Here is a 25,403-nt window from a genome sequence, read left to right on the forward strand (position 1 = left end):
TCGCAAAAAACGGCAATAACCCAAAGCCGGGCTGTTGCCGTTCTGCCAGCTACCGAACGGTAACCTATCGCCGACGACGCAGTAGAAAATAAGTGGTCACCCAGATGGCCAGTGCCGTGCTGCCGTGAATCCATTCGGCGCCCGGCACCGCCCGGGCCGCCGTCATTACCACCAGCATATCGACGGTGGGAATCAGCGAACCGGCCAGCAAGGTGACCGCCAGCGGTAGCCGCCAGTTCATGTACGTGAATATCGCCAGAATAAGGCCGGAGAATATGTCCCGAATGCCTTTGATGTAGTGAAATGAATAAGCGGATTGGTCGTAGATCAGGCCAAACCCGCGTTCGGCGGCTTGCGGCATAATCAAAAACCGGAGTCCGATAAACATGAGCAGTGCACCGAACGTATAACCTGCGATTTTGGCCCAGCGGGGCAGTTGTTCCGTTTGCATCGTTGTGTTTGTTTTGGTTAACGATACAAAGGTCTCCCACCCCCAACGCGCCCACATTCACCTGGGTGAAGATCGTCTTGCGTTCCGTTCAATACTGTTTGCCCGCCCGCTGCGCCCGAAGCCGACTCAATGACTGCGGCTTGATGCCGATGTACGAGGCAATAACATACTGCGGTAAGCGCTCAACCAGATTCGGGAACAACCGCATAAACGAATCGTAACGTTCATCGGCGGTTTCGCGGTAGAAAGAAGTTAATTTACCAAGTGTTACCAGAAATAGCTGCTCCGCTATCAATCGGCCCAGCGCCTGTCCGTGCTCCATCTGAGCGTATAGCAGTTGCAGATTATCGTAGCTGATCCGCCGAAGGGTCGTTGGTTCGAGGGCTTCGATGTAGCGGGTTGACGGTTGCTGGGGCAGAAAACTTTCGTAGTTGCAGGTAAACGTTTGTTCAGGCGAAAAATCGTACGTTCGTTCTTCCCCGTCATCGAGCACGTAATACCGCAGCAGGCCCGTTTCAACGAACCCGACGTACCGACACACCTCGCCCGCCCGCAGAAAGAAATCGCCCGCGCTGAGCGTATGCGTTTCGAACAACCGGTTGATACAGTCTTCGTCGGCCGAACTGACCGGGACGATCTGGCGAATGACGCTGAGTAGTGACGGTTCTGACAACTTCACGGACTGCTTGTTTAGAGACCAAAGAGCTGAGCGCGCAGACAAATACCCGCCGACGCATACCACAGGGACTGAACGCTATGGGGTAAAAATCGTTATCGCTATATACTCATCTACCGCGCATGAAACGTATTGTGCATAAACACCCACTGGCAATCCGGTGGTTTCACTGGATCAACTTCCCGGTGTTGTTCGTGATGATCTGGAGTGGTCTGCTGATCTACTGGGCCTACGACCCGTACAAGATTCAGATCGGTGACTATGTGTTGTTCTCGTTTTTCCCGGATGGTTTTTACAAAGCGCTGGGCGTGCCATTCCGGCTGGCCGAAGGCATGGCGTGGCACTGGGTATTTATGTGGCTGTTTATTCTGAACGGCATCCTGTACGTCGGCTACACGTTTATGTCGGGCGAATGGCGGCATTTGGTTCCCGACCGAAATTCGTTCCGGGAAGCCATTCAGGTGACTCTGTACGACTTCGGCCTGCGCAAAACCCAGCCGCCGTTTGTGAAGTACAACGGCGCACAGAAGATCGCTTATTTCACCATCATACTGATGGGAATCGGCTCGGTACTGACGGGCTTCGCCATCTATAAACCAGTACAGATTGCGTGGCTGACGACCTTGCTCGGCGGCTACAAAGCGGCCCGGCTGGAGCATTTCGTGCTGACGGTCGGCTTTGTACTGTTTTTCTTCATTCACGTCGCGCAGGTGATCCGGGCGGGCTGGCACAACTTCCAGTCGATGGTAACCGGCTTTGAAGTTGTCAAACCATCCGATCCCGAACGGCCGGTAAGTCAGGCACCCGCGCCAATGCCCGAACCCGATCCGGTTTCACCTTCTCAACCCGCCTTGTCATGAGTCAGTCAACAGAACCAAAACTACCCGAAGAAAACGTTCCCGAATCGGCCATGCGCCGAAAAACGCTGATTTCGTTCGGCGTATTTGCGCTGGCTGCTGCCGGTTCGACGGGGTTGTACAAGTACATCGCGGACAGCAAAAACGCGCTGGGGGTTAAACGCCCGCTGCGGCTGGTGCTGAACGAAAACGAAGCGGTTGCCCGGACCTATTTCAGCAACAATCACCTTGTCCCGACGTTCGACCCGAAACAAGCCGCCCGACCCGCCCGCGTCAACGGCTACGACGGCATAAAGAAACCCATCCCCGACGATTGGCAGCTTCAGATCGACCGGCCCAACGCCGAGCCGCTTATGCTCTCGATGGACGCGATCAAAGCCTTGCCGAAGCACGAAATCACCTACGAATTTAAGTGCATTGAGGGTTGGAGTCAGGTACAGAACTGGGCCGGGGCACGGCTGTCGGATTTCATGGCGGCTTACAAACTCGGCACCCGCAGCGGCAACGCGCCTAACCCCGATCAGCCCGACGACCTGTTTAAACACGTCGGTATGGAAACACCCGACAAAGGCTATTACGTGGGTATCGACATGGCGAGCGCCCTGCACCCACAGACACTGCTGGCCTATGAAAACAACGGTGAGCCGATCAACGCACAGCACGGTGCCCCCGTCCGCCTGATTATCCCGGTGAAATACGGTGTCAAGAACCTGAAGCGCATCGGCCGGATTTTCTTCGCCGACGAACGCCCCCGCGACTTCTGGACCGAACGCGGCTATGACTATTATGTAGGACTGTAATCCGTTTTCAGTTCACGGTATACCATTTTCGGTTGTGCCAGACGGTACCGTAAACTGTATACCGAAAACGCGTTCACTTATGCTCACCCTCCTTCTCCTGACAAGCCTGCTGGCAGGCCCAAAAAATCCCGGCAAGCCGATGGCCCGCCCGGTGGTCGTGCTCGAATTGTTTACGTCGCAGGGCTGCTCAAGTTGCCCGTCGGCCGATCAGACGTTGAAGCAGATTACCGATCAGGCCAACGCGTCGGGGCAAGCGGTTTACGGGCTGTCGTTCCACGTCGACTACTGGAACCGGCTGGGCTGGCGCGACCCGTTCAGCAGCGCATCCTTTACCAACCGGCAACGGCAGTACGACCGCGCACTGAACACGCAGACGTACACTCCACAACTCATCATCAACGGGCGACAGGACATAGTCGGCAGTCAAAGCGGCCGGATTCAGCAAAGCATCCGTGCAATACAGCAACAGCCCGCAGCAGCCTTCGTCGGTATCGACGGTAAAGTCACCGACCGCGCCAACGGGCAAATAGCTGTTCAGTACGAACTGGGCAGCGACGGCCCTTACCGACTCAATGCTGCGCTGGTGCAGAAAGAAGTGCAAACGGTTGTAAAAAACGGCGAAAACGGGGGTCGCACCCTGACGAATACCAACGTCGTGCGCGATTTCAAAACGCTCGAAAAACCCGGCCGCTCCGGTCAGGTGTTGCTAACGGTACCGCCCGGTCTCCGCACAGAGCAAACGGCCGTGCTACTTTACATACAGCGTACCGACAGCGGGCAGATCGTCGGGGCGGTACGGTTGTAGAACGAGTGAGATAGTGCTCAGCCGGATTTCTTGCGGAAGTGGGTTTGCTGGAGGGGGTGACTAAGACAGACATGTTCGATTAGATTTGACTCCTTGTAAGAGGTTGTTTGGGAAAGTGTTTTTGTCATCCCGACGACAGGAGGGATCTTCGGTAAAAACAAGAAAACTGCCTTATACCGAAGATCCCTCCTGTCGTCGGGATGACAAAAAATGCCATTTTGACACGGTTAATGGTTCACCAAACAGCATACAAGGCGGGTGGCCTCGCGCAACGGCGGACCACCCGTTTTATAAGGAATCAAACCCACTACTGCGGAGCAAAAACGACCCGCATCGTTTCTTTCTTGTTGAACAGATCGTAACCCGCCATGCCCTGATCGAGCGACATTTTGTGCGTCAGCATGAAGCTTGAGTTAAGCTCTCCTTTTTGCAGGTGTTCCAGCAACCGGGGAATGTAGCGCTGCCCGTGTTGCTGACCCATTCGGAAGGTCAGGGCTTTGTTCATGGCCGCCCCCATCGGGATGCTGTCTACCAGGCCGCCGTAAACGCCAATAATCGACACGGTGCCGCCTTTCCGACAGGCCATGATGGCTTCCCGCAGCACGATCGGCCGGTCGGACTCCAGCCGGACAAACTGCTTGGTTTTGTCGTAGTAATAATCCAACCCTTCGCTAACCGCTTCCATGCCCACGCAGTCGATGCATCGGTCGGGGCCACGCCCGCCGGTCATCTCCCGCAACGCTTCCTGAACGTCGACTTTCGAGAAATCCAGCACTTCGGCTCCGCTGATCTCTTTCGCCATTCGCAACCGATCGGGTTCGCGGTCGATGGCAATCACGCGGGAAGCGCCCAGCAGAAACGCACTTTGAATGGCCATCTGACCAACTCCTCCGCAACCCCATATAGCCACCACGTTACCCGGCTGGATGTCTGCTAAATCCGCAGCCATAAAGCCCGTTGGGAGGGCATCCGACGCAAATACGGCGGCCTCGTCGGGCAAGCCTTCGGGAATAACAAAGCAGCCCCGGTCGGCATACGGTACGCGGATGTAATCGGCATGAGAACCGGCATAGCCGCCAAAGGCGTGCGAGTACCCGAAAATTCCGGCTGGCGAATAACCGTAGGCTTTTTCCGGTATCCAGGCGTGGGGGTTGGAGTTGTCGCAGAGCGACCATTGCGTACTCTGGCAATATTGACATTCGCCACACCCCAGAATCGAGCACACCACTACGCGGTCGCCTTTTTTCAGATTCTTCACCTCGGAGCCTATCTCGATCACTTCGCCCATAAACTCGTGGCCGATGATGTCGCCTTCGCGCATCGTTGGCACATAGCCATTGAGCAGGTGCAGGTCGGAGCCGCAGACTGATGACAGGATGACCCGCAGAATCGCATCTTTGGGGTTGATGATTGTTGGATCGGGAACCCGCTCTGTGCGCAGGTCGCCAACACCGTTATAACATAGCGCTTTCATGTTTTTCGTCTACTTTGGCCTGTTCAGATATAGGTTTCTTACCGGGTTGTTGCTCGCTTTTCCGACCCGACGGTTGCCCCTCGATGGTCGTGATTTCGCCGGTTTCCAGCAATTGCTTGAACCGGCGCAAGTCCTGTTTGATCATCTCCTCGAAAGCCGGGTTGAACAGTTTCATGATCGCACCGCCCAGTTGCCCGGCTGGTGGACGATACTTGATCACCGCGTGCACTTCCGTACCCTGGCCATTGGGCGCATCGACAAAACGGACTTCGCCCGCGTTGTCAATCCGGGCGTCGGCGACTGATTTCCAGACCAATCGTTCGTTTTTGACCTCCTCCAGAATCTCCGCGTCCCACTCCACCGTTCCCAGTGTTTTCGCAAGCAAACCATCCGAGAGTTTCGCGACCCAATGCGACCGTTTGTTGTCGAGTTGCTGAACTTCGCTCAGGTGAAACATAAACTGGGGCAGGTTCTCCAGTTGCCGCCAGTAGGCGTATACCTCTTTGCGAGGTTTGTTAATCGTCAGGCTCTTGGCGATTTCAATCGAATCCATCGCCTTATCGTCAGACTTCGGCTCGGCCGTATTTCGCCCCAGCGCTTTGTTCATGGGGCAATAGCCCGACGCGCCCCGGTAGACCATAAATCCGCCCAGCGTGGCCAGCAATAGCCCGCCCAACGAACCACGCCGTAAGCCGTACGTCGCTAATAGCGCGCCACCAGCCGCCGACCAGATTCGCTCCGTATTATCAACGTTGATTCGACTGGACCCGCTGGTATCTGGTTCAATCGGTCCCATGCCCAGTAAGCTCGACACGGGCTGTTTTTTGTTTGCCATAGTTTTGGGGAGATTAAGGGTTGTTTTCCTGCCTGATTGGTCATTCCGCTCGCCAGCCTTTTCTAAGTCAGGGCTGAGAAAGGGCCGTTTTTAGGTGTCGGGCAGCTTCATTCGGTAAATGGCATACGGGTTGGTCCGTTTGTTTTCGCCTTCGTTGTAATCGGGTTGCTTGTTGATCTGGGAGCAACTGATATATAAATAGTTATCCGTCGAAATGGAATAACTATCCGGCCAGATCAGCCTTTCGTCAGCCACCACATCGTCCAGCTTGTACGCAGGCGTTATTCGGACCAGTTTGTAGTTCTGGTAATCGCCCAGATACAGGTTGCCGTTGGTGTCGAAGATCATCCCATCCGTGACCGCAAACCGGCCCAAATCTTCCACCGCAGCCGCCCGCTGATCGTCCGGCAAGGCTTCGTTTCGCAGATAGTCCGTTGGAATGCGGTAGAGTTTATTGTCGGTGAGTGGTTTGTAATACAGCCACTCACCATCCGGCGTCAGGGCAATGCCATCCGATTGAAGGTGTACCGGCTGCCCCTGCTTTTTAAACTCCTTCCCGTCCACGATCAGGGTAAAGGAAGGGTCGTGTTTCACCGACGGATGGTTGCGCAGTACCTCCCGGATCGTTCCCGTTGACAGGTCAATCACCACGATCCCCCCTTCATTGGAGTTCGTCAGATACGCTACCTGTCTACGGGTATCGACCCGCACATCGTTGATGTAGCTTTTGTTGCTCAGTACGCCCTCAAACCGGTACACGGCTTCGATGCTGTCGGTAGCCAGGTTGAACTTGACCAGCTTAAAACTAGCGTCATACACCTGCTCCATGTTCGGGCAGGCCGGGTCTACCACCCACAGGTTGTTCTCCGCATCAACATAGACGGCCTGCACACAAACCCATTTGTTCGTTCCGTCGTCCCCTTCCTGCCAGCTGTTCCATGGCTCGTCTGGATACGGTTTCACCTGGTTATTGGGGAATATTTCGACAACGCTGTACCGATGGGGTCCGGGCCATAGCGGATAACAGCTAAACAAACGCCCGTCTTTCGCGATCGCCACACCGGTTAACTGGTAGGTATCATCGGAAAAGACTTGTTCCAATTCCTGACTGCTCGTGCTCATGCTCGGATCGGTTTACTTGACAGGGTACCCGTAGAGAGGTTGTTTTCGGGACAACTTTGAGTCATTCAAAGCGGCCTCTTTGTCATCCCGACGACAGGAGGGATCTTCGGCAAAAGCAAGCAAAACCGCCTGTTAACGAGGATCCCTCCTACGTCGGGCCGGGTGGCCGGAGCCATGACAAAAACGTTCATGTTACCCACGCTTGTTTTTCCGCTTCAACAGCAGGACGCCGGCTGTGATCAATAAAGCCGTGGTCGCGGCCTTGCGCACAAAAGCAGGGCGGTTGTACTTCCATTCCGCTCCCCAGCCCCGCTCAACCCACGGGTTGGGTAGAATGCCGTGTCTTAAGTCGTCGAGCTTTCCCTCGATGGCGTTGACCCGGTCGGCCAATATGAGCGTCATCCAGTGCGTGGCGGTCGCTTCGCTGTACTTATAAGCGTAGCGACGGATAGCCCCACTCAGACCCGAAGGCGGTGTTGACGTCCCGAAGACCCGGGTAATGCCCGGCCGCTCCACCGAATGCAGAATCTCCATGTCGACGCGCTGCTGGGGGCTTTTACATAATTGAGCCGCTCGTGATCCGCCCCGTTCCAATGCTTCATGGGGTAGGTAGGATCATTCTCCGGATCGGCATCCATGCCCCAGCCGGGAATGTCTTTGGTGCGGGTATCCCGGTTTCGGTCCGCAATTTTGCGGTCCTCAAATTCGTCTATTGTATCTTCTAATACGGGCTGCATAAGACAAGGGGTTAGGCCGCGTTGGCGCGTGGTGGAATGAGTAAGGGTTTAATGATGTGATCCAGCTTACTAGAAAACATGCGGTACGCATCCGACACTTCTTCCAGTGGTATCCGGTGCGTAATCATTTCCTTGGGATTGATACGGCCGCTCATGATGTGGTCAATCAGCCTGGGCAGCAGCCGTTTTACCGAAGCCTGGTTGGCCCGTACGGTAATCCCTTTGTTCATCAGGCTGCCAACGGGTACCAGATTCCAGGGAGGACCGTATACCCCGATGATGGACACAATACCGCCTTTTTTGACCGAGTTGATCGCCCAGTGCAGGGCCGTGGCATCGCCGGCTTGCAAAAGCAGTCCTTTACCGGTGATGGTTTGCTGCGCACTCCCGGTACCATCGCAGCCTACCGCATCGATACATACGTCGGCCCCAAAGTAGTCGGTGGCTTTTTTCAGGAACAACACCGGATCTTTCATGTCCCGGAAGTTGTAAGCCTCGGCAAAGGCAAACTTGCGGGCAAACTCCAGGCGGTAATCGACGTGGTCGACTACGATGACGCGGGTAGCCCCGAAAAACCAGGCAAAGCGGGCCGCCATCAGCCCCACCGGTCCGGCGCCAAACACTACCACGGTGTCGCCTTTCTGGATGCCCCCCTGCTCAGCAGCCTGGTAGCCCGTAGGCACTACGTCCGTCAGCAGGACGGCGTTTTCCAGGTCCATTTCCTTGGGGATTACGGTGGGGCTCACATCGGCGTAGGGTACCCGAACGTATTCGGCCTGTCCGCCATCGTAGCCCCCACCCGTGTGTGCATAGCCAAAAAAGCCGCCGACGGCCGTGGCTTCCGGGTTAGACTCGTTGCAGTTGCCGTAGAGTTCCTGCTTGCAGTGCGGGCAAGTGCCGCAGGCAACGTTGAACGGCACCAGCACGTGGTCGCCCACTTTGAGCTTTTGCACGCCCGAGCCGATGGCTTCGACGACGCCGGTAAACTCATGGCCAAAGGTCATACCCACCCGGGTATCGGGCACACGACCGTGGTACAGGTGCAGGTCGGAGCCGCAAATCAGGGATCGGGTAACCCGGACAATGGCATCGTAAGGATGCTTGATCTCGGGTTCAGGCTTATCCCGGTCTAGCCGGATTTGCCGAGGCCCGCGAAAATTCATGGCTAACATAGTAAGCTGGGGTTAGGGATGATGAAACGAATCGACTGAAGTCATCAAGCTGCCATGCCGCGCTAACGAGGACATGTCTAGACACCTACCGGAAGCGTAGGCTGCAAAGGCGCAGATTCCACCGAGACTTATTTTCGTCACAGGTACCCACGCCCCCGCTCGTGGAGCGAAGCGTTTGGGTTTTCAGAAGGGCCTATCGTGTGGTTCGGGCAAGCCAGTCAACACGGAATGATTCGTTTTCCCTTCAGGCTGAGCAACATCAGTTCACCGTAGGCTTGTCTGGCAGACCGGTCGTACGGGTCGCAAACAAGTCCATTTGCCTGTTACAGCAGAGTGGTTATTCCGCTGTAGGCCGTGCGCGGTTGTTCTGATAGCATCGGCTACCAGCATCGTTCAGATTGTACCAGCAAGTCGTTTATGGATTTGCTTAGCGAGCGACTCCATCGCCTGTGTCAAGCCGTCGATTTACCCCTAGAAGACTCTTTTACCAGTCAGGTAGTCAGAAATCCGAAAGAAAAATGAGGTTTTGGACCTGCCCGCTTTTGGGAGTGATGCGGGCGATTGACCAGCCGCTTTATGGCTTAAACGGGTATTTGCGTAATCCAAAAGCACAATCGAAAGCCCCGTTTACTAAACGGGGCTTTCGATTGTGCTTTTGGATTTGAATGCACTCCTACAAACTCACCGGTTGTGTGCCACTCTTCAGCAGCAGCGATTTACCTTTCCAGCGGAGCGTTCCCGTCAGGCCAGCGGGCAGCGTGACGGTGCCGGCTAAACCGCCTGTCGCCGTCTTCTGAAACTGGACGGCGATATCACCTTTCGGGTGCGGCATTTTACCGCTGATGTTCGTCAACGGGCCGAAGCTGGGTTCGATGCGGACGGTTTTGAAGTTGGGTTCGGCGGGGCGGATGCCGCAGGTTGTGGCCAGTAGCTCGTACAGGGGCGACGCACTCCAGGCGTGGCAGTCGGAGCGGGTAGGCTCCGGGTTTTCGGCGAAGGTTGTCAGGCCCATAGCCAGCATATCGCGCCAAGGTTTTAGCTGCGGAATAAACTGATCGCCCATACCGGTTTTGCGCAGGGCTTCGAACAGGTAGAACTTGAAGTAAAACGTGGCCTGCGTCAGGCTGGTATCGCTGATGGTTTTCTGGAGCAAGGCCGCCTGCTGCGCTGCCGGTACGGCGTCGGTTAGTACGGCGAGAATGTTAGCGTGCTGGCTGTAGCTGGTCTTGGCAGGAGTATCGGCGAACAGGCCCCGATTGCTGTCGTAGCACTGCGCTACGGTTGCTTTGGCCAGTCGGCGGGCGAGTTCGCGGTAGTGTTCGGCCCGCTCGTTTTGCCCGAAATGCGCCAGCAGATCGCCCGCCCGCAGGTAGGTGTACGCCTGTTGCAGCGTCAGGATGCTCGAACCGCCCGTTCGCGCGCCGTTGGGCACACCGCCAGCGGCTTCATCCTTCGCCCCTTTCCAGTCCGACCAGTCGACGAAGTTCCACCACGAGAGTGGGCCGTTCATGCCCGTTGGTGTCAGCCGCTGCTCGTGCCAGTTCAGCACGGCCAGCATCCCCGGTAGCATCGACTTTACAAACGCATCGTCGGGGCGGTGCATCCAGTAGTCGTGCAGCATACACACCCAGAACAGCGAAAACGTTGGAATCACCTGAAAATCCGACGACGGGTAACGGCTCTGCGTCAGGCCGTCGCTGAACCGGCTGTGGTCGTAGTCGGTGATCGCCTTGCGCATCAGCCGGTCGTCACCCGTGACGTAGAGCGAAATCAGGGCCTGAATACGTGTATCACCGGTGTATTGCAGTTGTTCGTAGTACGGGCAGTCGTAGTAGGTTTCGCCCGCGCAAAGCTGGGCCGTGCGCCAACCGACGTTCCAGATATTTTTGAGCGTCGAATCATTCGTACTAACCTGCGCTTTTTCGGTGAACGGATAACCCGTAAACTGCCCACTCAGATCGTCCAGCACCAGCGGCTGTTCTCGCGTTTCAACGGTCAGTTGCAGGTAGCGGTAGGTGCGAAACCACAGCGGCCGGAACGTACGCCGGGCCGAACCATCAGCGATAAACTGATCGTCGAAACCCAGCATGTGCCGTCCGTTGATTTCGTTGCGATTGCCTTTCTTCCCCGCCTGATCGATTAAGGCTTCGGCATACGACAGCGTCACGACCGCCCCTTTACCACCGCTGACCGTCAGCTCGGGATAGGCGTTAGTCAGGTAAGTTTGATCGAGCAGGAACGTGGCCGTCGTACTGGCGGGGATGTTAACGGGGGCGTTTCCCTGCAAAAAGGCATTGGTCATGGGCGCACCCGACGTGCGCCGGACGGTCTGTAGCCGCACGGGCTGTTCGGCCATCATCGGAATCGGGCGGGGCATCAGTTGCCAGTTGCCATCGGTACCGAAACCGCGTGGTTTGGCCTGAAACCAGAGTTGCTGCGCCGGTTTCCAGGCGGCATCGTCGTAGTTTGCCTGCTCCCAGCTCCACGGATATTGCGCAGCATCGACCCGGTCGCCGTCGCCCACAACGATGTAGGTACGGAGTTTGGGAATGTCGTTTTTGATCGGTGAATATGCCCGGTTCTGGTAGCTTTTCCAGCCACTATCCGTGTTGGCCGACTTCTCTGCGTCGGTGTCGCCCTGCACGATGAAACCGGTCTGATAACTCGTCTGCGATACCGGCATCCCCTCGCCCATGTTCCAGACCAGCGCGGCCAGTGTGTTGGCCCCGGACTGCAAAAACGGCGCGAGGTCAATGCTGTCGTAATACCAGTGCTGCGGGTCGCTGCGGGCCGGGCCGAGGGCTACCCGCTTGCCATTGACGAACAGTTGATACCGATTGTCGGCCGATACGTGTACCAGAAAGCGCGTCGGTTTCTGCGGGAGGCTGATCGTTTTGCGGAAGTGATAGACGCCGTACTGTTTGGCGGGCGCACCGGGGCAGGCAATCCACTTCGCCGTCCAGTAGCGGTTCGTCCAGTCGTTGGCGGGGGTCTGGGCAAACGTGGTCAGCGACAGTAGCAGGCAAACGAAGAGCAGGCGAACGGGCATAGAAAAAGGAGTAGGAACGACGGCAAATATACCATCATTCCTACTCCCTACTTCACCCAGCGATTTCGTCAGATCCGCTGGATAAGCTCTTTGACCTGGTGAATCTCGCGACCCATGATATGATCGATGATCGCCTGCGCGTGTTCGCGGCCGTTTTCGATAAACACCTTTTCCGTGTAAATTCCCGCCATCACCGTTCCGCAGACGTACAGCCCCGGCACAGTCGTTTCAAAGGTTTCCTTGTTGTAGACCGGCACTTGCGTAACGGGGTCCAGTTCGATACCGCACCGGCGCAGCAGGTCGGCGTCGGGGATGTAGCCCGTCAGCACCAGCACGAAGTCGGCGGGGAGGCTGGTTTCTTCACCCGTTTTCAGGTTATTGACTGTCACCGTATCCGTACCGATTTCCGTGACGACCGAATCGAACATCGTCTTGATCTTACCTTCCTTCACCCGGTTTTTCACGTCGGGAATCAGCCAGTATTTCACCGTGCTGCGGAAGTCGTCGCCACGGTGTACGACCGTGATGGTGACGTCGTGCCGATACAGTTCCAGAGCCGCTTCGACCGCCGAATTCGATGCGCCAATGATGACGACGTTCGTAAACGAATACTTAAACGGTTCGTCGTAATAGTGCGATACGTGGGCCTGTTCTTCACCGGGAATACCCAGCCAGCGGGGGCGGGTGAAGTAGCCCGTCGCCATGATGACTTTGCTGGCAAAGAACTGTTCACCCGTCGCAGTTGTCACGGTAAAGACGTCATCGGCCTTCGTAACGGTTTCGACTTTCTGGAACAGCTTGAAGTTCAGGTGGTAGTATGCCGCTGCTTTGCGGTAGTACTGCAAGGCTTCGTCGCGCCCGGCTTTGACACCCGAAATCGGGAAGGGCAACCCACCGATTTCGATGTTTTCGGCCGTCGAGAAAAAGCGCATCCGGCGCGGGTACTGCCGAATTGACTCGGTCAGGCTCCCCATGTCCAGAATCAGGTGCGACAGCCCCGCTTTCTGGGCTTCGATACCAGCCGCCAGCCCGCAGGGGCCACCGCCTACTATGATTACGTCGTATATATGCTTGTTATCCATCGACAAGTCAATCAGTTGTCTAGTTCTGTCTACCAGATAACAATCAGTGCGTTTACAAAGGTTTAGGCGTAGTACACAATTTCCACCGGCAGCGTTTTGCGCGACGCTTCATCGGCCGAAACCGATCCCATTAGTGTTGATGCAGCCTGCCGGGTCAGGCCAGCAGATTCCGGCAGTAGTCCAGGCACTTTTTCACTTCGGCCACCGATGTTGACCCCTCCGGCACTTTGTACTCCAGCTCGACCGTGGCCGGAAACGTGTATTTCTGTTCGCGCAGCAGTGTCAGCACCTGCTTCAACGGCGTATCGCCCTGCCCCCACGGCAGATTACCCTTGCCGTGGTCGGGACCCTGCCGGTCTTTGATGTGCATGCTGGCAATGCGGGTGTGGTGCTCGCGGATGAACCCCAGCGGGTCGGGCTGACCAGCCGCGATGTAATGGCCCAGGTCGAAGTTGATCGCGTTGGCGGGTGATTGCGACAGGGCCGTGTCCCAGAACGTCGGCGTTTGCTGTTCATGACCGTGGTACGCCACCCGGATTCCGTTTTTCTCGGCCAGCTTACCCAGCTTCAGCGTGTGTTCGTCGTTGCCGGGGTGTTCCAGCGTCACCTGATTCGCACCCAGCCGCTTCGCTGCCTGCATCCCATAGGTGATTTCGGCGTCGGAACTGTCCATACCGAACGCGTCGGGTTTGAAGCCGTAGATCGTCACCCCGGCCTGATTGTACTGCTTCCGTAACTGGTCGAACTTGTCCATCGGGGCCGACAGCCGCCACTTGGTCAGTTCAGTGCGGTACGCCTTCGTTTTTGCATCCGCTTCGGCCAGTTGCTTCTGTTCGTCGTCGGTCAGCGGCTGATTTTCCCGGCGCTTCCGCATGAGCGGGAACACAGCCTGCATATCTACCGGATTCTTCGGCGCCCCCGCAAACGTTTCGGCCGGTCCGCCCATCAGTTCAATGGCGCTGATACCGCTGTCGAGCACATACTGCAAGGTAGCACCGGCGCTTTGGTCGGGCCGGTCGCGAAACGAATAGGTGATGGTTCCGATCTGTACACCGTTGATGCGGGAATTGGGTTTGTCGCCCAGGCGACGCACAAGAGCGGGCGCCCCAAACAGGCTGGTGCGGCTGATAGCCAGACCGGAAACGAGGGCGGCCGTAGCCCCTATGAATTGACGACGAGTTGGCTGACTGGGCATAAGGGCAATAGGGATTAGGGCGTAAAAGGATCAGATTGTGCCGGAAAATTTGGTCATTGCGTATTATTGTAAAAACGAATTCTGGCTACGGGTCAGAAGCTACTTTATGGCCGTTCCTACCCATCAATCACCTGTTCAGTCGACCCCGGTCGGCTTGTTTAGCCTGCCCGTCATCGTGGCCGCGCTCGGTTACTTCGTCGACATTTACGACCTCCTGCTGTTTGGTATCGTGCGGGTGCCGAGCCTGAAAGACCTGGGCCTCGACGCCGAGCAGATTTCCAGCGTCGGCACCTCGATTATGAACTGGCAGATGGGTGGTCTGCTGATCGGTGGTATCCTGTGGGGGGTGCTGGGCGATAAGCGTGGCCGGTTGTCAGTGCTGTTCGGATCAATCATTACCTACTCAATCGCCAACATTGCCTGTGGTTTCGTGAAGCAGGTTACGTTTATGGACCCGGTGATGTACTACGCGCTGATGCGGTTTATTGCCGGTGTCGGGCTGGCGGGCGAACTGGGCGCGGGCATTACGTTGGTCAGCGAGGTGCTGCCGACCGAGAAGCGGGCGATTGGTACCTCACTGGTAGCGGGCGTTGGCCTGTCGGGGGCGGTCGTGGCGTATTTCACCGTCAAACTGTTCGACTGGCAAACGGCCTTTCTGGTCGGTGGCGGGCTGGGCGTCGGGCTGCTGCTGATGCGCGTCGGGGTTGTCGAGTCGGGAATGTTTAAAGACCTCAGCACACAGTCGCATGTCAGCCGGGGCAACTTTTTTGCGTTCTTCACCAACGCCAACCGGCTGGGGCGTTACCTCAAGTGCATCGGTATCGGCCTGCCCACCTGGTTTGTGATCGGTATTCTGGCAACGTTCAGCAACGAGTTCGGTAAGGCGCTGGGCATCGCCGAAGAAATTCAGCCCGGCCTGGCCATTATGTGGTGCTACGTAGGTCTGGCAACCGGCGACCTGGCCAGCGGCTTTATCAGTCACGCGCTGGCGTCGCGAAAGCGGGGCGTCGCCCTGCTCATGAGCATCGCACTTGTATTTAGCCTGCTTTACCTGTACTCCGGTGTCAGCAGCGCAACCGTGCTGTATGCCCTTTGTCTGGCTGCGGGTTTCGGCATCGGGTACTGGGCCATGTTTGTAACCATCGGCGCGGAGCAGTTTGGCACCAACCTGCGCGCTACAGCCGCGACCACCGTTCCCAACATGGTACGTGGGCTGGTTATTCCAATGACGCTGACCTATCAGGCCCTCAAACCGTCGCTGGCCACCGTCAACGCCGGGGCCGTCGTGGGCCTGATTAGTTTTATACTGGGCTTCTATTCCATCCTGACCATCCCCGAAACCCACGGTAAAGACCTCGATTATCTGGAAGAATAAACCGGGATTCTCCGACAACCGCTATCAGGTCATTACGGCTGAAGTCAGCTTCTGAAAACGAAACAGGTTAGCGACTTCCTCTTCGTGACGATGCTTCATGGCAATGAACCGCAGGCTCCTTTCTGTCTGCAATCGCTTGATGTCCAGGAGATTTTTCAGAACAAGGGATGCTCTGGAAGCCGGGCTGTCTGCCTCGGACAAGCTGACGCGATGGCGCTGGACTAATTCACACAGAAGATGTTTTTCATCTGCATGAAAGGTCAGCACTTCGGCGAGATGGTTGCGCTTTAGTCTAAAAAGCGATCTGATCCATTTGTCCTTTTGCATAATGGTAGCGCTTAACGATCCAGCCACTGAAGACGGACTCCATTAGCTACAAACAGTGTAAACAAATATAACCACCAATTACTTACACCTGTATTAATAAATTGAAAAATGTGCCGCGCCCAGTGGGCAACGGTATACATCCTGCCGGTTGTCGGTAGACAGCTATCTGGTTGTTGCGCGAGTTGTCACCGAAGTCGTAGATTGCCGGTAATTCTACGATAACCCTGACGCCTACACATGACCCTCCTCTACCGCCTGCTGACCGTTTGGCTGCTGATCGGTGCGCACAGTTACGCCCAGACCACTATACCCATCGAAACCGCTGACTTCGCGGTGGTGCTACAAACCGATAAGGGCAATTACCTGAACATGGTTTATTGCGGGAAAAAGCTGCCGCAGTCAGCCGATTATGCCGGCGTTGCCGACGGCTATCAATTTCCGAGCGACAACAGCGGCAGCTACAACAACGCCTACACACCCGCCGGCACCTGGAATCTGGTCGAACCCGCGATTCAGGTGACGCACTCCGACGGCAACCCCTCACTCGACCTCAAATACGTATCACACCAGACCACCCGCCCCGACGCCAATTCCACGCTGACGATGGTGAAACTGGCCGATCCGGTGTATAAGCTGACGGTGACGCTGTTCTACAAAACCTGGCCGAAGCTGAACGTGATCGAGCAATGGTCGGAGATCAGCAATGCCGAAAAGGGGCCGGTCGTGTTGCAGAAATACGCGTCGGCCAATCTGTTTTTTCCGAACAAGTCATTTTACCTGACCAGCTTTCAGGGAACGTATCTGAAAGAGATGCAGCCGATGGAAGAAAAGCTGCAACAGGGCCTGCGGACGATCGATACCAAACTGGGTACGCGGGCGATGCTGCTCGGTACACCCAATTTCATGGTGGCCTTCGATCAGCCCGCGCAGGAAAACAGCGGCATGGTGATGCTGGGTCAACTGGCGTGGAGCGGCAACTATAAGCTTGATTTTGAGATCGATTCCTACAAAACCCTCCGGCTTATCGCCGGCATAAACCCCTACGCGTCGGCCTACACGCTACCCGCTGGTCAGTCGTTCAAAACGCCTGGCTTGATCTACAGCCTGTCGGATCGTGGTACGGGGCAGGCAAGTCGGCAAATGCAGCGGTGGGCGCGCAACTACCGCGTACTCGACGGCAACGGCAGTCGGCTGACGCTGCTCAACAACTGGGAAGCAACGTACTTCGACTTCGACGAACCCAAACTCTCCTCGCTGATTGCCGACACGAAAAAGCTGGGTGCCGACATGTTTCTGCTGGACGACGGCTGGTTTGGCAACAAGTACCCGCGCAACAGCGACAATGCCGGGCTGGGCGACTGGCAGGAGAACCGGAAGAAACTGCCCAACGGGCTTGGCTATCTGGTGAAAGAAGCCACCAAAACAGGCGTGAAATTTGGTGTCTGGATTGAGCCGGAGATGGTTAATCCGAAGAGTGAACTGTACGAAAAACACCTCGACTGGGTCATCCACCAACCCGACCGGCCCGAGAAGTATTACCGCAACCAACTCGTACTGGATCTGAGCAACCCGCAGGTGCAGGACTTTGTGTTCGGCGTAGTCGACGGGTTGTTTACCAAAAATCCAGACCTAGCGTTTATCAAATGGGATTGCAACGCAGTCATTTACAACGCGTATTCGGCGTGGCTCAACAAGCAGAAACTGCCGCAGTCGCACCTGTACGTCGAGTATGTGCGGGGGCTGTACAAGGTGCTGGAGCGTATCCGGGCGAAGTACCCGAAGGTGCCGATGATGCTGTGTTCGGGTGGGGGCGGCCGTGGCGACTACGAGATGCTGAAATACTTCACCGAATTCTGGCCCAGCGACGACACCGAACCTGTCGAGCGCATTTTCCAGCAGTGGAACTACTCGTATTTCTTCCCCGCCATCACCACCGACTGCCACGTCACCGACTGGGGTAAACAGCCGATCAAGTTCCGCACCGACGTGGCTAGTATGGGCAAACTCGGCTTCGACATCGTGGTTAGCCACCTCAGTCCGAACGATCTGGCCTTCTGCCAGCAGGCGCTCAAAAACTACGACAGCTTCAAAGACATCGTCTGGCACGGTGAGCAATATCGACTCGCCAGCCCGTACGACAATTCAGTAATGTCGATGGCATACGTCAGCGAAGACAAGGCAAAGGCAGTAATGTTCACGTACTTCCACGACAGTCGGGTGGTGGACACAAACACCAACCGACCCATTCAACTAGCCGGTCTGGACCCTGCCAAACAATACCGCGTCAGCGAGATCAATCTGTATCCGGGTACGAAGTCGACGCTCGAAGACGGTAAAACCTATAGCGGTGCCTTCCTGATGACCGTTGGCCTAAACCCCGACGTCAGCGCCCGCCGAACCAGCGTCGTGCTGCAACTGACGCAGGTGCCATAGCTGTCAGCGGCAGCAGGGATGCTGTCGTGGACGAATGGTGCCCCGATAAGAAAAACCTATGATACCTATAAACATGTACAAACCATTCTTAACCGCACTGCTAACCGGTTTGACGGGGGCACTACTGCATGCCCAGTCCGCTACGTCGATTGGTTCGCCAAATCAGGCTATCCGACTAACCGTGCAGAACAACCCGGCGGGCGAAGTTACCTACCAGATTCGCTACAAAAACAAGCCAGTCATCGAGCCGTCGGGTGTGGGAATCAAGCTGAGTCGCCCGCAGGTGACGCTGAACCGCTTTACGATTACAGCCGTCGATTCGGCAAAGGTCGACGACACGTGGAAACCGGTCTGGGGTGAGGAAAGTCAGATCCGGAATCAGTACAACGAGCTGATCGTCAGTTTACAGGATAAGGGTGGGTCGGGGATTGGTATGCGTCTGCACGTCAAAATATTCAACGACGGTGTCGGCTTCCGGTACGAATTTCCGAAGCAGGCCAAACTCGACCATTTTATCGTGGCCGATGAACTGAGTCAGTTCCGCTTTTCCGCTGATCACCGCACGTTCTGGATGCCCGGCGACTACGATTCAAACGAGTACCTCTACAACTTCACCAAGCTAACCGAGGTCGACGCAGCGGCAGCACTGGCGAAAGAGAAAGATATCGCCCTCCAGTCGCCCATCGGACCGAACGCCGTACAGACGCCCCTGCTCGTCAAAACTGCCGACGGGCTATACATCAGTTTGTACGAAGCCGCCGTGCTGAACTACCCGGTTATGGCGCTGCAACTGGATAAGAAAACGCTGACATTGACTAGTCAGCTAACGCCCGATGCTGTCGGCAACAAGGCATATTTGCAAACACCCACGCAAACACCCTGGCGCACGATTCTGGTCAGCGATAAGGCCACCGATTTGCTGGCGTCGCGGATGATTCTGAACCTCAACGAACCGTCGGTCATCGCCGATCCGTCGTGGATAAAGCCGCAGAAATTTGTGGGCATGTGGTGGGAGATGCACGTCGGTAAAGCAAACTGGCCACTGGCGGGCGGCAAGCACGGCGCTAACACGGCCAACGTGAAAAAGTACATCGACTTTGCCGCCAAATACGGCTTCGACGGCGTGCTGGTAGAAGGCTGGAACGTCGGTTGGGAAGACTGGTTTGGCAACTGGAAAGAAGACGTGTTCGACTTCGTCACGCCCTACCCCGATTACAACATCGACTCGCTGACGGCCTACGCGCAGGGCAAGGGTGTCCGGCTGATCATGCACCACGAAACGTCGGGGTCGGTCACGAACTACGAACGACGCATGGACGCAGCCTTTCAGTACATGGTGAAGGAAGGCATTAACACGGTCAAAACGGGCTACGTCGGGCGGATTATCCCGCGTGGCGAACACCACGACGGGCAGTGGATGGTCAACCACTTTCAGCGCGTAGCCGAGAAGGCCGCTCAGTACAAAATCATGGTCGATTCACACGAGTCGATTCACCCGACCGGCCTGCACCGCACCTACCCAAACTGGATGGCAAGTGAAGCAGCGCGGGGCAGCGAATTCAACAACGCCCCGACGCTGGGTATCACGCCCGAACACACGACCGTACTGCCCTTCACCCGCCTGCTCGGTGGCCCGATGGACTTTACGCCCGGCCTGTTTCGCATGCGCCTGAATCAGTTCGACAGTACCCGCACCACCCGCGTCCGCACGACACTGGCGAAGCAACTGGCCCTGTACGTGACGTTGTACAGCCCGCTGCAAATGGCCGCCGACCTACCCGAAAACTACGAGAAACACCTCGACGCCTTCCAGTTCATCCGCGACGTACCCGTCGACTGGGCACAGACCAACGTACTCGCGGCCGAACCCGGCGACTACGTGCTGATCGCCCGGCGCGACAAGCAATCGCCCAACTGGTACGTCGGCGCGATCACTGACGAAGCCGCCCGCGATTTACCGTTGAATCTGAGTTTTCTGGAACCCAGCAAAACCTACGAAGCGACGATCTACCGCGACGCCCCCACCGCCGACTGGGACACGAACCCAGAAGCGTATGTGATCGAGAAAAAGACCGTAACGGCCAAAACAAAGCTAAACCTGCATCTGGCAAAAGGGGGCGGCTGCGCGATTCAATTCGTACAGAAATAGGCTTATTCTAAACACAGTGGTACCAGAGTGTCGGCACGGAGCGAACGGAGTTTTCGATCGCCCCTGCCGACACTCCGTCGTTTATGGCGGGCTATCACGCTGTTTAATGACGACGCGGTCATGTGACAGCAATTGGCTAACTTGCTGACTTGTACCACGCCGTCCTGCCTAATGTCTGATACCCGTAACTACCGCCTTGTTTACCCCGATCCCCGCACCAACGAAGTAGAACCGTCCGGCGGGTATGTCGAAGTGCATCTATCACACGATTCTCACGAAACAGAACTAAATATCGAAACAGCTATTGTGCTGGCTAAACTCGGTTTTCAAGTCCGCCTGCTGGCGATTGATGACAGTCAGGGAATGAAAAATCCAGACGCTTATTTGCTGCGCGAACAGATCATAATCGAGTTCAAGCATAATCAGCGAGCAACAGCATCGGCAATCGACAATGAGATTCGCGATGCCCGTCGGCAAGCAGATTACGTACTGCTCGATATTCGGAGTAACATCAGGAAAAGCGATTTATGTAGCGGTGTGATTAACCGGATGAAAGCCGCACCGAACGTCAGGGAACTGTGGATTATCTGGCGGGGTGAGTTGATTCGCCTGAAGCGGAAAGAGATATTCAACGGAACGATAAGCCGTAAAATACAATGAGGTGATGCTAGTACCGGCCGGTTGCATCACCTCAAGGAACGGTCGAGGCTCTCACCCCAACCGTCACAAACGTAATCAAATGTAATCAAAATAGCAAACGTTTGACAAACGTTTACGCCGTCTCCTTCTTCAGTTTGTCGCGTAGCTGGAACAGTTCGTCGCGCAGGCGGGCAGCTTCGAGGAAGTCGAGTTCTTTGGCGGCACGCTCCATCTTCGACTGCGTTTCGTTGATGACTTTCTCCAGATCGCCCTTGCCCATGTACGCCACCACCGGGTCGGCAGCAATGCGAATTTCCTCCGGCTCGACATAGAAGTGCTTCGGCTTGGAATCGGCTACTTTCGTCTGCCCCAGGATGGCTTCGCGCGACTTCAGTACCGTTGTCGGTACGATACCGTTGTCGGTGTTGTACTCCATCTGAACCGCCCGGCGCCGGTTAGTTTCGTCGATCGCTTTCTGCATCGAACCCGTGATCGTATCGGCGTACATAATCACCTTGCCGTTGGCGTTTCGCGCGGCCCGGCCGATGGTCTGAATCAACGAACGGATGTCGCGCAGGAAGCCTTCCTTGTCGGCATCCATGATCGCCACCAGCGACACCTCGGGCAGGTCAAGTCCCTCGCGCAGCAGGTTGACACCGACCAACACGTCGAAGTTGCCGAGTCGCAGATCGCGCAGAATTTCGACGCGGTCAAGCGTTTTGACTTCGGAGTGGATGTAGCGAGTTTTGATACCAACGCGCTCTAAGTACTTGGTCAGTTCTTCGGCCATGCGCTTGGTCAGCGTTGTGACCAGCACCCGTTCGTTTTTCTTAACCCGGCCGTCGATGGATTCGAGCAGGTCATCGATCTGGTTCAGGCTGGGGCGCACTTCGATTTCGGGGTCGAGCAGACCCGTTGGGCGAATCAATTGCTCCACAACAACGCCTTCACTTTTCCGTAATTCATAGTCGGCGGGGGTTGCCGATACGTAGATCGTTTGACCCGACAAATCCTCGAACTCCTGAAACGTCAGTGGGCGGTTATCCATCGCGGAGGGAAGCCGGAAGCCGTAATCGACCAGTGCGGTTTTGCGGGAGCGGTCGCCCCCCCACATCGCCCGAATCTGTGGAATCGTAACGTGACTTTCGTCAATTACCAGCAGGTAATCATCGGGAAAATAGTCGAGCAGGCAGAACGGGCGCTGACCGGGCATCCGCTTGTCAAAGTATCGCGAGTAGTTCTCGATACCCGAGCAGTAGCCCAGTTCGCGCATCATTTCGAGGTCGAACTCGGTGCGTTCCTGAATACGTGTCGCTTCCTGTTCGCGAAATTCCGACTCAAAGTACCGCACCTGCGCCACCATGTCATCCTGAATCTGGTGAATGGCGCCGTTGAGTGTATCGCGGCCGGTTACGAACAGGTTGGCGGGGAAGATCGTGACCAGGTTTTCGTCGGAGATTTTCTTGCCCGTCGACGGGTCGATTCGCTGAATCGTTTCGATCTCGTCGCCGAAGAAAATGACCCGGTAGGCAAAGTCGGCGTAGGCCACGTACAGGTCGACGGTGTCGCCTTTGACGCGGAAGTTACCCCGCTGAAAATCGCCCTCCGTCCGGCTGTACAGAATGCTGACGAGCTGATGCAGGAAGTTGTTACGGCTCATCTGCTCACCCACCCCGATCCGCACCACGTTGCGCTTAAATTCTTCGGGGTTACCCATGCCGTAGATGCACGACACCGACGCAATCACGATCACGTCGCGCCGACCGCTCATCAGGGCCGAGGTTGCCGCCAGCCGCAGCTTGTCGATTTCCTCGTTGATGGCCAGGTCTTTCTCGATATACGTGTTGGTCGTGGCGATATACGCTTCCGGCTGGTAGTAGTCGTAGTACGAGATGAAGTACTCGACGGCGTTTTCGGGAAAAAACTGCTTGAATTCGCCGTAGAGCTGCGCGGCCAGCGTTTTGTTGTGGCTCAGCACCAGCGTCGGGCGGTTGGTCTGGGCAATCAGGTTAGCCACGGAAAAGGTTTTGCCCGACCCCGTTACGCCAAGCAGAACCTGCGCCGGTTCGCCCTCCCGGATGCCCTTTACCAACTGCTCGATGGCTTTAGGCTGATCGCCGGTGGGCTGAAATTCAGAGGTTAGTTTAAAGTTCATTAGCTGCGTTTGGAATCTGGCTAATTTACGAAAAAACGGGCTGTATTCCAAGCCGGGCTTATTCGTCAGAGTCCACTGGCAGCAACCACAAAACCGGCCCGTCTGTTACCGGTCGGCGGGTTTTAGTTTGCTCATCAGGTCATTGATGATGTAGCCGTATTCAGCCGGGAAAAACTGTGGCTGAACCGGAATGTCCTGACCGTCGACGTGCAGCGCATACGATTCCGGCGCGACGTAGATCGTAGCCAGTTCGCCGAACTGTTGGGGCTGGCTGGCTTTCAGATCAGTGGTTAGTTTTTTCAGCTCGTCGGGGCCGATGTCGACGGTCGTTTCGGCGTGGCTGGTCTGGGAGCCATCTTTCTTTGTCAGGGTAAACGTAGTCTGGGCCATGTTGATAGAAGGGTTATAGCTGCCAAACGCGCCGGTAATAGTTATCGTGCCCGCTGAGGTATTCGGCCAGCCGGGCCGCGATGGGCTGACCCGTGTGCGATTCGTAGTAGGTGTAGGCTGGGCAGGGGTTTACCTCGAAACAGTACACCGATCCGTTGGGCGCAATCCGCAGGTCGATGCCCGAAAAATCAAGGTCGAGCGTCCGCGACAGGTCAACACAGCGCGCCGATAAGTCATCGTCCAGTTCGTACGGGGAGAGTTGGGCCGATTCGCCGGTTTGCTGAAGCGCGTAGCGATAATCGGTGGCCTGAGCCGTGATGCGCGTGGCAATACACAGTTCGCCGATGACGTGAACCCGCACGTCGAACCCTTCTACCTGCCGCTGAAACTGCACCGGACAGTGCCGGACAAGTGCCAGCTTGTCGGCGTCGCCGTTGGCCTGCCACGTCTGCACGATGGACCGAACGCCACTGATCGACTTATAAATGATCCGGTCGTTGTGCTGCTGGCAGAAGGCCGTTACCTCGGCGGGTTCGTTGGTAATCAGCGTGTCGGGTGTCAGAAAGCCGCACTGCCTGATAAACTGAGCCTGATACGGTTTTGAGTTGTTCGACGCCATTGCTGATAGTTTGTTGACGGTCCGGCAACCCGACCATTCAGTCCATAGCGTCAGTGACTGTATTAGTTGGTGGGCGTGGGTACGTAGCGGATCGTCGGCGGCAAGGCACCGGTACTCGGGCAGGGTGTTTTCGTCGGTCAGGCGCAGGTACACACCCGTGAAGGCGTCGAGTGGGTAGGTTCGCTGCTGATACGCCAGTTCTCCACCCAATGTACCCGATGCGTCGACGGTTAGGTGTAAATTCGTTTCGGCAAAATGCCGCTGGCTGACAGCCAGATACGGTTGGTCGAGCGTGTCGAGTTCGTCAAGCAAACGTTGGATGGGCGATTCGCTCGGGATGCCCCAGATCAGTACCATTGGTCGTAGCAATTAGAAAATGAGTGATCAGATCGTCGCCGTAGTGGTGAAACGCCGGGAAGGAAGTAGCCGCGACGAACTGGTTTTCCACAAACTGCAACTCCAGCAACGGCATCCCAGCCTGCTGCGCCACCAGCCGACAGGCATCCGGCGAAACACCGTCGGGCAACTGCCCCAGCAACTGCCTGACGATGACCAGCACGCGACTGTCGGGCAGAACCGGCGAAGCAACCGGAGACCAGCCGGGCGGAACAGACAGGCCCGACCGCAGGCCCAGCAGCTGCCATTCGGCCGGGGTCAGGTTGCGCCCGCCCAGCCAGGAAGCCGAAGGCGGGTTGTAGAGCCGACGCTTATCCAGCGTCGTTAGCACACTCAGGTACAGCGCGTTGATTTCCTGCGACACGTACTGATACTGCGCCGGACTGGTTTGCTTCCAGACGACGGGGTCGATGTAGTACAGCCGGTTGATAACCAGCGAAATGTTGTCGTTTGTCAGCGTTTGGCCGTTCTGGAGCTGGATCCTGAACTCGACACTGTCGGCATCCAGCGTGTGCCGGACGGTACGGGCGTAGAGCAATTCGTCGACGCTGACGATACGGACCGAATCGGGCGGACTGGCCCGTTTTAGCCGCTGATACAGCCAGATGGCGTCGGCGTCGTGGAGGTGGCAGAGAATCAGAATCATGACGACGGAGATCAAGCGG

General features: G+C 56.4%; 22 protein-coding genes. 7 read left to right on the forward strand and 15 right to left on the reverse strand.

Features of this window, described 5'->3' with window-relative positions:
- Positions 1–64: 64 nt before the first annotated feature.
- Together HH216_RS03900 and HH216_RS03905 are read right to left on the reverse strand one after the other, a co-directional pair.
- Positions 65–451 carry a DUF4267 domain-containing protein gene (locus tag HH216_RS03900; RefSeq protein ID WP_169549596.1) on the reverse strand — a complete coding sequence of 129 codons (387 nt, stop codon included), beginning with the start codon at positions 449–451 and terminating at the stop codon, positions 65–67.
- Positions 452–539: 88 nt separating this feature from the next.
- A complete protein-coding gene (locus HH216_RS03905; RefSeq protein ID WP_169549597.1) occupies positions 540–1,130 on the reverse strand; it encodes a Crp/Fnr family transcriptional regulator in 591 nt (196 codons plus the stop codon).
- 119 nt (positions 1,131–1,249) lie between these two features.
- On the opposite strand from HH216_RS03905, the gene HH216_RS03910 reads away from it, so the two are divergent.
- From HH216_RS03910 to HH216_RS03920, 3 genes are all read left to right on the forward strand, one after another.
- Positions 1,250–1,987, forward strand: a complete 738-nt coding sequence (locus HH216_RS03910) for a cytochrome b/b6 domain-containing protein (protein WP_169549598.1) — start codon at positions 1,250–1,252, stop codon at positions 1,985–1,987.
- Positions 1,984–2,784, forward strand: coding sequence for a molybdopterin-dependent oxidoreductase (locus HH216_RS03915; protein WP_169549599.1), 801 nt, complete (start codon positions 1,984–1,986; stop codon positions 2,782–2,784). Before HH216_RS03910 ends, HH216_RS03915 begins: the two co-directional genes overlap by 4 nt.
- A gap of 79 nt (positions 2,785–2,863) precedes the next feature.
- Positions 2,864–3,589, forward strand: a complete 726-nt coding sequence (locus HH216_RS03920; protein ID WP_169549600.1) for a DUF1223 domain-containing protein — start codon at positions 2,864–2,866, stop codon at positions 3,587–3,589.
- Positions 3,590–3,896: 307 nt separating this feature from the next.
- Here the strand turns inward: HH216_RS03920 and HH216_RS03925 are convergent, their stop codons facing one another.
- From HH216_RS03925 to HH216_RS03960, 8 genes are all read right to left on the reverse strand, one after another.
- On the reverse strand, positions 3,897–5,063 hold the full coding sequence (locus tag HH216_RS03925; RefSeq protein WP_169549601.1) for a zinc-dependent alcohol dehydrogenase: 1,167 nt from the start codon (positions 5,061–5,063) through the stop codon (positions 3,897–3,899).
- Complete coding sequence (locus HH216_RS03930) at positions 5,044–5,898, reverse strand: SRPBCC family protein (protein ID WP_169549602.1); 855 nt, start codon at positions 5,896–5,898, stop codon at positions 5,044–5,046. Before HH216_RS03930 ends, HH216_RS03925 begins: the two co-directional genes overlap by 20 nt.
- A gap of 90 nt (positions 5,899–5,988) precedes the next feature.
- Entirely contained in the window at positions 5,989–7,020 is a 1,032-nt protein-coding gene (locus HH216_RS03935) for an L-dopachrome tautomerase-related protein (protein WP_169549603.1), read from the reverse strand.
- 192 nt (positions 7,021–7,212) lie between these two features.
- Positions 7,213–7,614 carry a hypothetical protein gene (locus tag HH216_RS03940; RefSeq protein WP_332871469.1) on the reverse strand — a complete coding sequence of 134 codons (402 nt, stop codon included), beginning with the start codon at positions 7,612–7,614 and terminating at the stop codon, positions 7,213–7,215.
- Positions 7,615–7,768: 154 nt separating this feature from the next.
- Positions 7,769–8,929 carry a zinc-dependent alcohol dehydrogenase gene (locus tag HH216_RS03945; protein ID WP_169549604.1) on the reverse strand — a complete coding sequence of 387 codons (1,161 nt, stop codon included), beginning with the start codon at positions 8,927–8,929 and terminating at the stop codon, positions 7,769–7,771.
- 673 nt (positions 8,930–9,602) lie between these two features.
- Positions 9,603–11,978 carry a family 78 glycoside hydrolase catalytic domain gene (locus HH216_RS03950; protein WP_169549605.1) on the reverse strand — a complete coding sequence of 792 codons (2,376 nt, stop codon included), beginning with the start codon at positions 11,976–11,978 and terminating at the stop codon, positions 9,603–9,605.
- Positions 11,979–12,046: 68 nt separating this feature from the next.
- The gene (locus tag HH216_RS03955) at positions 12,047–13,060 is read right to left on the reverse strand and encodes a YpdA family putative bacillithiol disulfide reductase (protein ID WP_169549606.1); all 1,014 of its coding nucleotides are present in this window, start codon (positions 13,058–13,060) and stop codon (positions 12,047–12,049) included.
- A 154-nt stretch (positions 13,061–13,214) separates the two neighbouring features.
- Complete coding sequence (locus tag HH216_RS03960; protein WP_169549607.1) at positions 13,215–14,255, reverse strand: sugar phosphate isomerase/epimerase family protein; 1,041 nt, start codon at positions 14,253–14,255, stop codon at positions 13,215–13,217.
- A gap of 106 nt (positions 14,256–14,361) precedes the next feature.
- Between HH216_RS03960 and HH216_RS03965 the strand changes: the two genes are divergently transcribed.
- A complete protein-coding gene (locus HH216_RS03965; RefSeq protein WP_169549608.1) occupies positions 14,362–15,630 on the forward strand; it encodes an MFS transporter in 1,269 nt (422 codons plus the stop codon).
- A gap of 24 nt (positions 15,631–15,654) precedes the next feature.
- Here HH216_RS03965 and HH216_RS03970 read toward each other — a convergent pair whose 3' ends face one another.
- Complete coding sequence (locus HH216_RS03970) at positions 15,655–15,957, reverse strand: hypothetical protein (protein ID WP_169549609.1); 303 nt, start codon at positions 15,955–15,957, stop codon at positions 15,655–15,657.
- A 237-nt stretch (positions 15,958–16,194) separates the two neighbouring features.
- Between HH216_RS03970 and HH216_RS03975 the strand changes: the two genes are divergently transcribed.
- The 3 genes from HH216_RS03975 (at position 16,195) to HH216_RS03985 (ending at position 21,199) form a co-directional block, all read left to right on the forward strand.
- The gene (locus tag HH216_RS03975; RefSeq protein ID WP_169549610.1) at positions 16,195–18,390 is read left to right on the forward strand and encodes an alpha-galactosidase; all 2,196 of its coding nucleotides are present in this window, start codon (positions 16,195–16,197) and stop codon (positions 18,388–18,390) included.
- Positions 18,391–18,463: 73 nt separating this feature from the next.
- Positions 18,464–20,539 carry a glycoside hydrolase family 97 protein gene (locus HH216_RS03980; RefSeq protein ID WP_169549611.1) on the forward strand — a complete coding sequence of 692 codons (2,076 nt, stop codon included), beginning with the start codon at positions 18,464–18,466 and terminating at the stop codon, positions 20,537–20,539.
- Positions 20,540–20,710: 171 nt separating this feature from the next.
- Positions 20,711–21,199: a hypothetical protein gene (locus HH216_RS03985; RefSeq protein ID WP_169549612.1), complete on the forward strand. Its 489-nt coding sequence runs from the start codon at positions 20,711–20,713 to the stop codon at positions 21,197–21,199.
- A gap of 112 nt (positions 21,200–21,311) precedes the next feature.
- Here the strand turns inward: HH216_RS03985 and uvrB are convergent, their stop codons facing one another.
- From uvrB to HH216_RS04005, 4 genes are all read right to left on the reverse strand, one after another.
- Positions 21,312–23,333: an excinuclease ABC subunit UvrB gene (uvrB, locus tag HH216_RS03990; protein WP_169549613.1), complete on the reverse strand. Its 2,022-nt coding sequence runs from the start codon at positions 23,331–23,333 to the stop codon at positions 21,312–21,314.
- Between the two features lie 105 nt (positions 23,334–23,438).
- The gene (locus HH216_RS03995) at positions 23,439–23,723 is read right to left on the reverse strand and encodes a hypothetical protein (RefSeq protein WP_169549614.1); all 285 of its coding nucleotides are present in this window, start codon (positions 23,721–23,723) and stop codon (positions 23,439–23,441) included.
- Between the two features lie 13 nt (positions 23,724–23,736).
- Positions 23,737–24,699, reverse strand: coding sequence for an ATP-grasp domain-containing protein (locus HH216_RS04000; protein WP_169549615.1), 963 nt, complete (start codon positions 24,697–24,699; stop codon positions 23,737–23,739).
- Complete coding sequence (locus tag HH216_RS04005; RefSeq protein ID WP_169549616.1) at positions 24,647–25,384, reverse strand: hypothetical protein; 738 nt, start codon at positions 25,382–25,384, stop codon at positions 24,647–24,649. Before HH216_RS04005 ends, HH216_RS04000 begins: the two co-directional genes overlap by 53 nt.
- Positions 25,385–25,403: the final 19 nt, after the last annotated feature.

The organism is Spirosoma rhododendri (genome assembly GCF_012849055.1).
In the GTDB taxonomy this organism is placed as follows: Bacteria; Bacteroidota; Bacteroidia; order Cytophagales; family Spirosomataceae; genus Spirosoma; species Spirosoma rhododendri.